Consider the following 12,533-nt stretch of genomic DNA (forward strand, 5'->3'; position numbering starts at 1 on the left):
GGCTGAGTTTAACGCTATCAGCTTTTTCAGCCCCAGGGGAATCCCTTGGCAGGTTCAGTTTCGCGCCAGTGGATTCGCCGCGAATTCTCTGCATGTGTGTTCGCGATCAGTGCGACTTCAACCGCATCAGGTATCACTTTGATAAATCAACCCGATTCCAGCTTTTCATGCGGGCGCGAAACCAGGTGCGCTGTCGTTTGGCGAATTGGCGGGTCGAGATCGTGGCCCGTTCGCGGGCCTCATCCAACATCATGGTGCCGTCGAAATAGGCCATCAACTCGGGTACTCCGATGGCTTTGAATGCCGGAAGCGACGGATCATAGCGGTCCCGCATCCTTTCAACCTCGGTCAATGCACCGGTGTCCAACATCAGGTCAAAGCGGCGCGTGATGCGGTCCAAAAGCCATTGTTTATCCACGTCGAAAACGATGGGCACTGTTTTCTTCACGTCCAAAACCGGGGGTGGTGTGGCGTCTTGCCAGTCACTGAGGTTTCGACCGGTGGCATTGTACACTTCCCATGCCCGTTGAACACGGGCGCGGTTTTGTGTGTCGATCCGGGCCAGTGTCTGCGCATCCACACCCGCGATCAGAGTCTGCAAGGTCAGGCTGTCCGCCTCGGCCCGGATTTCGGACGGTGTAGGTGGAATATCGGCCATACCTTCGGTCAGCGCAGAAAAATATAGGCCGGTGCCCCCTACAATAATGGGGCGTGCGCCGCCGGTCAGCAGCGGTTTCACCTCGCGCAGCCAATGGCCGGTGGAGTAGTCCTGATCATATGAGATATGTCCGTACAGAAGATGCGGCGCGCGGGCTTCCTCCTCAGCCGACGGACGGGCGGAAATTACGCGCCAGCAATCGTAGACCTGGCTGGCATCGGCATTCACGATGACGCCGCCGAACTGTTCGGCGATCAACAGGGCAAGGGCGGACTTTCCGGACGCGGTTGGACCGGCAATCAGAACAGGTTTCCCATCAGGAATGGGGGGCAGGCGGCCCAATATCTGCGATCTCCCGGGTTCGGTCATCTCGGACTGCCTTATTCCTTACCAATCGCATTGAACCTGCGGCGGTTTTGCTTCATTTTGCGCCTGAAAATAAACCCGTGCCAGCCCGGAGCGCAACATGACCATTTCCCCGACCACCGACACCGCCGAAATCACAAAGGCAAGGTATGATCGCGTAATGCTGAAAATCTCGGGCGAGGCGCTTATGGGCGATCAGGGGTTTGGCCTGCATCCGCCCACAGTTCAGCGCATCGCGCAAGAGATCAAATCTGTGCACGATTTGGGTGTCGAGATCTGCATGGTGATTGGCGGGGGCAACATCTTCCGCGGTCTCAGCGGATCGGCACAGGGGATGGAACGGACTACGGCTGATTACATGGGCATGCTGGCAACGGTCATGAACGCGCTGGGGATGCAGTCCGCGCTGGAAGAAATCGGCGTTTTCACCCGGGTAATCTCAGCCATCCGCATGGATGAGGTTTGCGAGCCCTACATTCGCCGTCGCGCCGTGCGCCACCTTGAGAAAAAACGGGTCTGCATCTTTGCTGCCGGAACCGGAAACCCGTATTTCACCACCGACACCGCCGCGACCCTGCGCGCCAACGAAATGGCGTGTCAGGCGATCTTCATGGGTAAAAATGGCGTCGATGGTGTTTATGACAAGGACCCCAAGGAACACGCGGATGCCGTGCGGTACGACACCGTCAGCTATGATGATGTTCTGGCCAAACGCCTGCGGGTCATGGACGCGTCGGCCATTGCGCTGGCGCGCGACAACAATCTGCCGTTGATTGTCTTCGGGCTGGACGAACCGGGCGGGTTCCGGGGCATTTTGGCCGGTGAGGGGACCTACACCAAAGTTCAGGGCTAAACCGCTTTACAGTTTGCTTAAAAGCCGGGTTTGGATGCCCGGCTTTTTTGTGCGCGTTTAGCAAACCTGAACGCTTGACGAACCATCTCAGTCCTTGCAATTTGACCGCGTTCCCGTGCCGGATCGGTAGCGGGGGCTGTCTGCGCCTATCGCGTGGACTGGGCTGGAAGACCTGCCATGATTTCTGAGGGTTTCGAAATCATGCTCGGACACCTCTTGAATGAACGCGCATGATCAAGGAGAGAAGTGCCATGAGCACTCTGGATATCAATTTTGTCCGGTCACAGTTTCCGGCCTTTTCCGAGCCCAGCCTGCAAGGGCAGGCATTCTTCGAAAACGCTGGTGGGTCATACACTTGCAAGCCGGTTCTCGACCGCCTGACGCGGTATTATACCCAGCGCAAAGTGCAACCCTATGCACCCTATGAGGCCAGCCGTCTTGCCGGCGAGGAAATGGACGAAGCCCGGGCACGCATGGCAGCCATATTGGGCGTCGAGACGGATGAGTTGAGCTTTGGCCCTTCGACCACGCAGAACACCTATGTTCTGGCGCAAGCTTTCCGCCAATGGATGCAACCGGGTGAGGCCATCATTGTCACCAATCAGGATCATGAGGCAAATTCAGGTCCGTGGCGGCGGCTAGCGGACGAGGGGATCGAAATCCGCGAATGGCAGATTGATCCCGAAACCGGGTCGTTGAATCCGATGGATCTGGAAAACCTATTGGATGAAAACGTGCGTCTGGTGTGTTTTCCCCATTGCTCGAACGTGATCGGAGAGATCAACCCGGTTACCGAGATCACCGCGATTGCCCATGCGGCGGGGGCATTTGTATGCGTTGACGGCGTATCCTATGCACCACACGGGTTTCCGAATGTTGGTGATCTGGGGCCGGATATCTATCTGTTTTCGGCCTACAAAACATATGGGCCGCATCAGGGTTGTATGGTCATCCGGCGTACGCTGGGGGAGATGCTGCCGAACCAGGGGCACTATTTCAACGGCGACGTGCTGTACCAACGGTTTACTCCGGCGGGACCGGACCATGCCCAGATTGCGGCCAGCGCGGGCATGGCGGATTATATTGATCTGCTGTGCGACCATCATAGCGGGCCAACCGGCGAAGCGGCCGAGCGTGGTTCATTCGCCCATGATCTGATGCGCTCGCACGAGGTCGCATTGCTGCAACCAGTTCTGGATGCGGTCAAAGACCGCAACGCCGTTCGCCTGATCGGAACATCCGATGCCAGCCACCGCGCGCCGACTGTGGCCCTGGCGCTGAACCGCAATGCCGAAGCGGTTGCCGCCGTTCTGACTGGATATGGAATCATGGCCGGCGGAGGTGATTTCTATGCCGTGCGCCCGTTGACCGCGATGGGGGTTGATCCGGATCAGGGCGTGCTGCGGGTCAGTTTCACGCACTATACGTCTCAACAGGAAATTGATCAGCTTTTGAATGCACTAGACGACGTTTTGTGATCCAATTCCGCCTCTGCTTCGTAACCGAAGAAAGAAGAAAAGAGCAGGGCGGACATGGAACAGCAGCGGTCACCGATCATAATGTGGTTCCGACGGGATTTGCGCCTGTCGGATCACCCTGCACTGAGCGCCGCGGTTGAGAGCGGGCGACCGATCATACCAGTTTTCATTCTGGACCACACGGTCCAGGCTTTGGGCGCAGCGCCGAAATGGCGTCTTGGATTGGGCCTAAAGGCTTTTGCCCAGGCGCTAGAACAGGCTGGCGGGCGCCTGATCCTGCGGCATGGGGATGCGCTGACCGTTTTGCAGCAGCTTGTCGTCGAAACTGGTGCAAGCGATGTGTTTTGGTCTCGGGCCTATGACCCAGACGCCATTGCCAGAGATACGAAAGTCAAGACGGCTCTGACCGACCAGAGTATCACGGTTAAATCCTTCGCGGGCCATCTTTTGTTCGAACCTTGGACAGTTGCGACGAAAACAGGGCAGCCGTTCCGTGTGTTCACTCCAATGTGGCGTTCAGTGCGCAGCCGGGATGTTCCGGCCCCAAACAACGCTGTGTCTCATCTCATACCGCCCGCGATGTGGCCCGTTTCTGAAAACCTTGAGGATTGGCATCTGGGCGCGCAGATGCGCCGCGGAGCATCCGTGGTCACACCCCATGTCCGACCGGGCGAAACCGCAGCTTTTGAGGCGTTGCATCAATTTCTGGACCGCACCCCCGACTATTCAGATCACCGGGATCGTATGGACTTGGACGGAACATCCAACCTGTCCGAATATCTGTCTTTAGGTGAAATAGGCCCGCGCAGTGTCTGGCACGCAGTTCAGCGGGCCGGGATGACGGGAGTTCAGGGGGGCGAACCCTATTTGCGCCAATTGGTCTGGCGCGAGTTTGCTTATCACCTGATGTATCACACTCCATCCTTGCTCAGCGGTAATTGGAAGCCGGAGTGGGATAGATTTCCCTGGAATACTGATGCGGAGCAGCCCGAAGTTCTCGCGTGGAAGCAGGCGAAAACCGGCGTTCCGGGCGTCGATGCGGGGTTACGGCAGATGTATGTGACAGGGCGGATGCACAATCGGGCCCGGATGATCGTGGCGAGCTACCTGACCAAGCATCTCATGACGCATTGGAAAATTGGCATGGATTGGTTCGCGGATTGTCTGGTCGACTGGGATCCGGCGGCAAACGCTATGGGCTGGCAATGGGTTGCAGGGTCGGGGCCGGATGCCTCGCCATTCTTTCGCATCTTCAATCCGCATACCCAGCAGGAAAAATTCGATCCGCAATCGGACTTCGTTCGGCATTGGATTGCTGAGGGGCAGAGCAATCCACCAGCAACAGCACTGGCGTATTTTGATGCGGTTCCGAAGTCATGGAACCTCAGCCCACAGGACCCATACCCGCAACCCGTTGTCACTTTGGCAGCCGGTCGGGCGCGTGCATTGGCGGCCTATGAGGGCCGAAAAAACCAGTAACGAATTGAAAACTTGCCACAAACACAAACTCGGCCTAGCCTGTTTGCGCGGCCGCACAGAGGAGAGCGGATGACTTTGATGACCACCGAGGGGCAGAAAGACCTGCCCAGATACTTTGCGCAAGTATTCAAAATGGTTAGCCGGATGCAGTCTGGCCGATTGGACATCGGACTGCCGGATGGTCGTGTCTTCCGAACCGAGGGCACCAAACCCGGGCCGGTTGCGCGTGTGGATATCCACAATCCAGACGTTTTTGCCCGCCTGGTCCGTGAGGGTGAACTTGGTTTTTCCGACGCATATCTGGAAGGTGACTGGAGCACGCCGGACCTGCGATCCTTTATGGATCTGGTGCATATGGGTAATGAAACGGTCTACGACGATTTCACCGGCAAAGTCCTTGTGCAGATGTATGAGCGGTTACGGTTCTGGTTGCACCGCAATAACCGGACACAGGCCAAAAAGAACATCTCGTACCATTATGATCTGGGCAATGATTTCTATCGTTTGTGGCTTGATGACACGATGACCTATTCCAGCGCACTGTTCGAAACAGGGCAGGAAAGTCTGGAAAAGGCGCAAACCGCAAAATATGCCAGCATGGTCGATGAAATGGGTGCAAAACCCGGAGATCATATTCTTGAGATTGGCTGTGGCTGGGGTGGGTTCGCTGAATACGCTGCGAAAGAGCGTGGCCTGCGGGTCACAGGTCTGACGATCAGTCAAGAGCAGTTGAATTTTGCGAGGCAGCGTATTGAAAATGCTGGTCTTTCAGATTTGGTTGAATTCAAATTGCAGGATTACCGGGATGAGCGTGGCCAGTATGACGGAATTGCATCGATCGAGATGTTCGAAGCGGTAGGTCAAAAGTACTGGCCTGTGTATTTCGACACTGTGCGTGAGCGATTGAAACCCGGGGCGCAAGCGACGTTGCAAATTATCACTGTCGCGGATCATAGATGGGATGTGTATCGTAACGGTATTGATTTCATTCAGAAATATATTTTCCCGGGCGGCATGCTTCCGGCGCCTTCCATTTTGAAGGAACAAGTTGCTCAGGCGGGTTTGAAAGTCGTCAATTCGAAAGAATTCGGTAAAAGCTATGACCTGACCCTGCGCCGCTGGTATGACACGTTCAACGGCAAGTGGGACGAAATCTCGGAAATGGGCTTTGATGAGCGTTTTCGCCGCATGTGGAATTATTATTTGACCGCCTGCGGAGCAGCCTTTGACACCGGTAATTGCGATGTGACACAGATCACTATAGCGAAACCGAGTTAAGGAACGGACTTCAGAAATGCCCACTGCCCCCAAGCTTGTTTCTGGCTTATGCCTTTTGATCGTGGCGTTCTTAGTTTCGAGTATGGTCATCGAAAACGGTGATGAAGGTAAGAACTACGGTATGTTTACTTACGTAAACATGGCGTTGGGCGTGATTTGCGGTTGGTGGATCATGGGCAAGCGTGCCGGCCGGGGCTGGACGGCCGCAATCAACAACGGCTTGACCGGAATGGCGGCGCTGGTGTTCTGGGGCCTGTTTGTTCAGGGTGTAAACGAAATGCTCCGCTTGGCAATGCGCCATCGGTATGACGGCCCGTTCGAGGCGCTGATCTCCATCTTTAAAATCGGTGTTGAATATGGTCAGCAACTTGTGGTGCCCGAAATCTTGTGGACTTTGATCATTGGGGCTCTGATCACTGGGCTGGTCACCGAGGAAGCAGCCCGCCGGTGGCGGTGAGCTAACAACTTAAAGTACGAAAGAACCCAACAGTGTCAGATCTGTTCTTTTATGGCACGCTGCGGCACTTGCCATTGCTGGAGCTTGTCTTGGGACGTCCAGCGTCCGAACTTGAATTTGCCCAAGCCACTCTGAAAGATCATGCAGTCCATAGCGTGCAGGATCAGGCCTTTCCTATGATTGTTCATGAGGAAGGCAGTCTGGCCAAAGGGTTATTGCTCCGGGGATTGAGTGAGGAAGATCAGAACCGTTTGGTCTTCTACGAGGGTGGCTTTGATTACGACCTGCGGGAGCAGACAGTTGATCTGGCCGACGGGTCGATATCGCAAGCCCTTGTGTTCTACCCTGAGCCGGGGCTTTGGAACCGCGGCGGTCTCTGGTCGCTGCAGGGCTGGTTGGATGAGTGGGGCGCGATGACGATGCTCGCCGCGCAAGAGGTTATGGGTTTTTACGGCAAGGTTGATGCGGAACAAATTGCGCGAAGCTTTCCGTCGATCCGCACGCGAGCATGGGCAAAGCTGGCTGCCCGTCAACGTGCGACAGGTGATGCACGAGACACTGCCAAAGACGTCATCGTGCACGGTCGTAAACCGGCCTATGTCAATTATTTCGGGATGGAAGAAGTCGCATTGCAGCATCGCCAATACGATGGCTCGATGGGCAAAGTGCTGAACCGCAGCAGCCTGATGCAGGGCAGCGCCGTGATCGTCCTGCCATATGATCCCGTGCGCGACACGGTTTTGTTAGTCGAACAATTTAGGGCACCGATCTTTCTGGCTGAAGATCCTGAACCCTGGATGTGGGAGCCGGTCGCCGGGATGATCGACCCAGGCGAAACGCCGGAACAGGCGGCCCTGCGCGAGGCCGAAGAAGAAGCCCAGATTGCGCTGAACCGGCTGGAATATGCAGGCGGCGCGTATTCCTCCAGCGGGTCATCGACTGAGTATCTATACCTTTTTGTCGGGCTGGCTGATCTGACCATGACCATCGAAGATGGTGGGTTGGCAACGGAGGGTGAGGATATCCGAACCCAGATTCTGCCTTTCAGTGAATTCATGGACAGGGTTGACAGTCATGGGTTCAAGGATTTGCCGCTTTTGGCGGTGGCCCATTGGCTTGCACGTCACCGTGAGCGCCTGCGCGGGTGATTTTCGCCGCTTGTGGTCGTCGCGCACCACAGGTAAATCTGCGTTGATCCGAAATGAAATGAGGGCGCCATGCGCATTGCACGAGACCTTGCCGACGCAGTCGGAAAAACCCCGCTGATCCGCCTGCGTCGCATCAGCGAAGAGACCGGGTGCGAGATTCTCGGCAAGGCCGAATTCATGAACCCCGGCCAGTCGGTCAAGGATCGTGCGGCGCTCTACATCATCCGCGATGCCATTGCGCGTGGTGACCTGAAACCGGGCGGCACCATTGTCGAAGGTACGGCGGGTAACACCGGGATCGGTTTGGCGCTTGTTGGTGCGTCGATGGGGTTCAAGACCGTCATTGTCATCCCGGAAACGCAGTCCGAAGAGAAAAAGGACATGCTGCGACTAGCTGGGGCTCAGCTGGTTCAGGTTCCGGCCGCACCGTATCGCAACCCCAACAATTTCGTACACTATTCCCGTCGTTTGGCCGAAGAACTGGCGCAGACCGAGCCCAACGGCGCGATCTGGGCCAACCAGTTCGACAATGTTGCGAACCGTCAGGCGCATGTGGAAACGACCGGTCCCGAAATCTGGGAACAGACCGATGGCAAAGTTGACGGGTTCGTCTGTGCCGTGGGCTCGGGCGGTACATTGGCGGGCGTAGCGGACGCGTTGCAGCCCAAAGGCGTCAAGATCGGTCTGGTCGATCCGATGGGGGCTGGGCTGTATTCGTATTACACCACCGGCGAAATCGCGATGGAGGGCGGCTCGATCGCCGAAGGCATCGGTCAGGTGCGTATCACCAAGAACCTTGAGGGGTTCAAACCTGACTTTGCGTATCAGATGACGGATAACGAGGCGCTGCCTTACATCTTTGATCTGCTGCGCGATGAAGGCCTGGTCATGGGCGGTTCAACCGCCATTAACATGGCTGGTGCGGTACGTCTGGCCAAAGATCTGGGACCGGGCCACACCATCGTGACCATCCTGTGTGACTACGGAACTCGCTATCAGTCCAAGCTGTTCAACCCGGACTTTCTGCGTGAAAAGGAATTGCCTGTCCCGGACTGGATGACCGAAGCTCCACGCAGTATCCCCGGCGTTTTTGAGGACGTGTGATGCTGCGGCGTGTTCGCCTGTTCCTGACCCTTGTTGCGGTTTGTTTTGCGATAGTTTGCGGCCCCGCTGCCGCGCAGCTTACAGATCGTCAAAGCGAATACTATCAAGGCTGGGTCAAAACGGCGGACCGTGCCGAGACGGTAATCGAGGCCGATCGTGCGTCGAACGCTTCGCTCGAAAACCTGCGCTCAGAGATCAACGGCTATAGAGATGATTTCAATCGGGCACGCGGTGCAAACACCGAACGCATCCAGACGCTTGAAAATCAGATCAAGGCTCTTGGTGCTGCGCCCGAAGGCGACGCCACCGAACCGGAAGACATTGCCACACTACGAAAGCACCTAAACGAGCAGCTGAACAGTTTGCGCGTCCCGCAGATCATCTCAGAAGAGGCATTCAGCCGGGCCAATGGTCTGATATCCGAGATAGATAAACTTTTGCGGGACCGTCAGGCGAAAGAACTTTTAGAGCGCGGACCGTCGCCCCTGAACCCCTCCTACTGGCGACCGGCTTGGGTTGATGTGAACGAAGCTGCGCAAGCGTTGTTCAACGAAGCGCGTCGGAACCTGAAAACTGACGTGGTGCATGAACGATTGCGGTCCCGTGGGCTGGGAATTCTGGCCTTGGTTTTCGTCGCCGGCGTGCTGCTGTTTTACGGTAAGCGCTGGTCGGAAGCCGCTGGTGCGCGTCTGCGAGCACTTGGGGGGCAGGGAAGTGGCGTATGGACGTTCCTGACCTCGTTGCTGCGTATTATCCTCCCCTGGTTCGGCGTCTGGCTTCTGGTTCAGGCGGTTGTGATGACAGGTGTCCTGGGGCTGCGCGGGACGCTGTTGATGGAAAACGTGCCCTATTGGGCGGCGATCATCCTTTATTATGACTGGATTGGCCGACAGGTCTACGTGCTGCAAGCGGCGCAGGGGTTCAAAAAACTGTCCCGCCAGAAAGTCACTGAGTTACGCGTCTACCTCGATTTTCTTGCCGGGCTCCTGATCCTGCATGAACTGGTGAACCTGTTCGATCAGATCGAAAATATCTCGGATGCGACGCGCGCCGTCGTCGCCTTTCCGGTCATCGTCGCAACAGCTTTGATTCTTCTTCGCGTCCGTCGCGTCCGCAGTGTTGATGTCCCGGTCGATGCAGGTGAGCCGTCCGAAACGGCCCGCGCTGCCGGGTTCAGCCAACTGATCGAGTTCATTCGACGCGCTTTGTTCTTCCTGGGGATCGCCAGCCCGATTTTAGCGATGCTGGGGTATACGAATGCGGCTGAGGCAATCGTTTTCCCGGCCGTGCGTTCATTGGTTCTTATTGCAGCGCTGGTCATCGTCCAACGCTTCCTGACGTCTGTTTACGGCTGGCTTGGCGGGCAGGGCGATAAGGCCAAGGACTCGCTGTTTTCGGTTCTCATCGGCTTTGCAATGGCCATTGTGGCTATGCCCGTGCTCGCGCTGTATTGGGGTGCGCGTCAAACCGACCTGCAGGAAGTCTGGTCGCGCCTGCTGCAGGGGTTTGACATTGGCGGGGTAACCATCTCGCCCAGCAACTTCTTTACGTTCCTTGTCATATTTGCCATCGGCTATGGCCTGACGCGGATGCTGCAAAGCGGGCTGCGCAATTCTCTGTTGCCGAAGACCAGCATTGATCCAGGCGGGCAAAACGCGATTGTTTCGGGCACCGGGTATGTCGGTATTTTCCTGGCCGCGCTGGTTGCGATAACGATTGCCGGTTTCAACCTGTCATCGCTGGCTATTGTTGCCGGTGCGTTGTCAGTCGGGATCGGCTTTGGTCTGCAAACCATCGTGTCGAACTTTGTGTCGGGCATTATCCTGTTGGTCGAACGCCCAATCTCGAAAGGGGATTGGATCGACGTGAATGGGATGATGGGGTACGTCCGTGATATTTCCGTCCGGTCCACGCGGATCGAGACGTTTGACCGAACGGATGTGATCGTTCCGAACTCGGATCTGATCAGCGGCGTTGTCACGAACTATACACGCGGCAATACGATCGGGCGGGTGATTGTACCGGTCGGGGTCGCCTATGGGACTGATACCCGGTTGGTGGAAAAAATCCTGGGTGAGATTGCGAATGCGCATCCGATGGTTTTGGCGAATCCAGCACCCAGTGTGGTGTTCCAGGGGTTTGGTGCAGATTCGCTGGACTTTGAAATCCGGGCCATCCTGCGCGATGTGAACTGGGTGTTGTCGGTCAAATCCGACATGAACCACGAGATCAACCGGCGCTTCGTCGACGAGGGGATCGAGATCCCGTTTGCACAACGCGATCTCTGGTTGCGTAACCCCGAGGCGTTGCAGGGCAGCGAAGCCCAACCCAGCAAGAACACCGACGAAATACCGTCCACAAAGCCATCCACAAATCCTGTCGAGATGACCGAGGGCGATTTGGCTGATGGTGACGGCGACGAGATTTAAACGCCTTTGCAAGGCTTTCGATTTCAGGTGAAATTTCACCTCAATGGGGCCTTGCAAATCCCTCGGCGATAGTTCAAATAACGCCGGCACGGAGAGGTGGCCGAGTGGTCGAAGGCGCACGCCTGGAAAGTGTGTAGGCGGGAGACCGTCTCCAGGGTTCGAATCCCTGTCTCTCCGCCACAATCCCCTATCAACATTCATCCAGCCGCGTTTGGACGTGAATCCGTCAATCCCTGGATTTCGACCAGCGCAGAAGTAGGTTGGCCGCGATTGGCGCGCCGATGATCACGACGACAATGCGCGCCAGGTGGTGTGTGACCACATACCCCAGATCCGCCCCCGATACGATGGCCAGCACCGTCATCTCTGCCTGGCCGCCCGGTGCAAAAGCTAGAAAGGCTTCGACCGGACGGCCCAGCCCCAGCGTGGTGACCACTGCCGTGAAAGCAGCGGCCAGAATGGCCAGCAAGATCACATAGGTGAACCCAGCCGCCACGACGCGTGTGAGCTCCGACCACGTAACGCCGACGAATTTGACGCCGATCCCACAGCCGATGAAGAACTGGGCGAACAGGATCGCCTCGCGCGGGGGGCGGGTATGGATGAAATCCCCAAGCGACAAGGCCGCTGTCAGGATTAATGGTCCAAGAATCGAGGCACCGAAAAGCCCGATCTTCTCTCCACCTTTCCAGCCGACAAAAGCTGCGACCGCCATGAGTATCAGCTCATGCAAGGGTAGGGCCGAAGCAGGTTCGCCCAGTGGGTTGGTCAGTTCGGCACCGTAAAACAAAGTCAGGAACAAAGGGGCAAGGGTGACGATAATCAATACGCGTGTCCCGTGGATCAGCGACAGGGTTCGCGGATTGGCACCGGCCTCGGCTCCAAAGATAACCATGTCCTGAAACCCGCCCGGCATGGCCGCAAAAAACGCAGTTTTGTCGTCAAAACCCCAGAATTTGCGAAAGAACGGCACGCCAACCATTGCAATCAGCAGGATAAATACTGGTATCAGCAGAAGGGACGCAGCCATCTTTGGAAGTTCGGCGAACAGGTTGGGTGTGATCGACGCCCCGACCGCGACGCCAAGAATGGTTCTGGACCCGACCGAGATTTGCCCGAAATCCCGCATGGGTGCGTGTGCCAAAGCTGCAATCAAACACGCTGACATCGGCCCGAACAGAAAGGGCAGCGGCAGGTTCAACACCCAAAAAACTGCAGTTCCCAACATAGCCAATATCAGCGTGACTGACCGTTGCATCAGCGGCGACAAATGAAGGCTTGAG

General features: G+C 56.6%; 10 protein-coding genes and 1 tRNA gene. 9 read left to right on the plus strand and 2 right to left on the minus strand.

The features are described from left to right. Positions 1-133 precede the first annotated feature (133 nt). Positions 134-1,027: a tRNA (adenosine(37)-N6)-dimethylallyltransferase MiaA gene (miaA, locus tag AC2FIO_RS01550; RefSeq protein WP_496695226.1), complete on the minus strand. Its 894-nt coding sequence runs from the start codon at positions 1,025-1,027 to the stop codon at positions 134-136. Positions 1,028-1,124: 97 nt separating this feature from the next. Here miaA and pyrH point away from each other — a divergent pair, with 97 nt between their 5' ends. The 9 genes from pyrH (at position 1,125) to AC2FIO_RS01595 (ending at position 11,430) form a co-directional block, all read left to right on the plus strand. Then, positions 1,125-1,877: a UMP kinase gene (gene pyrH, locus AC2FIO_RS01555; RefSeq protein ID WP_109312162.1), complete on the plus strand. Its 753-nt coding sequence runs from the start codon at positions 1,125-1,127 to the stop codon at positions 1,875-1,877. A gap of 251 nt (positions 1,878-2,128) precedes the next feature. Beyond that, positions 2,129-3,355 (plus strand): aminotransferase class V-fold PLP-dependent enzyme, encoded by a 1,227-nt coding sequence (locus tag AC2FIO_RS01560; protein WP_496695228.1) that lies wholly within the window; start codon positions 2,129-2,131, stop codon positions 3,353-3,355. A gap of 54 nt (positions 3,356-3,409) precedes the next feature. Continuing rightward, entirely contained in the window at positions 3,410-4,834 is a 1,425-nt protein-coding gene (locus AC2FIO_RS01565; protein ID WP_496695230.1) for a cryptochrome/photolyase family protein, read from the plus strand. Positions 4,835-4,903: 69 nt separating this feature from the next. Then, positions 4,904-6,112, plus strand: a complete 1,209-nt coding sequence (locus AC2FIO_RS01570; protein WP_496695232.1) for a class I SAM-dependent methyltransferase — start codon at positions 4,904-4,906, stop codon at positions 6,110-6,112. A gap of 16 nt (positions 6,113-6,128) precedes the next feature. Next, positions 6,129-6,569, plus strand: a complete 441-nt coding sequence (locus tag AC2FIO_RS01575; RefSeq protein WP_058273774.1) for a TrgA family protein — start codon at positions 6,129-6,131, stop codon at positions 6,567-6,569. A gap of 32 nt (positions 6,570-6,601) precedes the next feature. Continuing rightward, a complete protein-coding gene (locus AC2FIO_RS01580; RefSeq protein ID WP_496695234.1) occupies positions 6,602-7,717 on the plus strand; it encodes an NUDIX domain-containing protein in 1,116 nt (371 codons plus the stop codon). Positions 7,718-7,786: 69 nt separating this feature from the next. Continuing rightward, positions 7,787-8,821 (plus strand): cysteine synthase A, encoded by a 1,035-nt coding sequence (locus AC2FIO_RS01585; protein WP_108858796.1) that lies wholly within the window; start codon positions 7,787-7,789, stop codon positions 8,819-8,821. Beyond that, on the plus strand, positions 8,821-11,250 hold the full coding sequence (locus tag AC2FIO_RS01590; protein WP_496695236.1) for a DUF3772 domain-containing protein: 2,430 nt from the start codon (positions 8,821-8,823) through the stop codon (positions 11,248-11,250). The genes AC2FIO_RS01585 and AC2FIO_RS01590 overlap by 1 nt, the downstream gene beginning before the upstream one ends. 90 nt (positions 11,251-11,340) lie before the next feature. Further along, positions 11,341-11,430, plus strand: a tRNA-Ser gene (locus tag AC2FIO_RS01595). A 46-nt stretch (positions 11,431-11,476) separates the two neighbouring features. On the opposite strand, the gene AC2FIO_RS01600 is transcribed toward AC2FIO_RS01595, so the two are convergent. After that, the gene (locus tag AC2FIO_RS01600) at positions 11,477-12,508 is read right to left on the minus strand and encodes an AbrB family transcriptional regulator (protein WP_496695238.1); all 1,032 of its coding nucleotides are present in this window, start codon (positions 12,506-12,508) and stop codon (positions 11,477-11,479) included. Positions 12,509-12,533 lie beyond the last annotated feature (25 nt).

The sequence above is a fragment of the Ruegeria sp. CDSB086 genome (assembly GCF_059611065.1).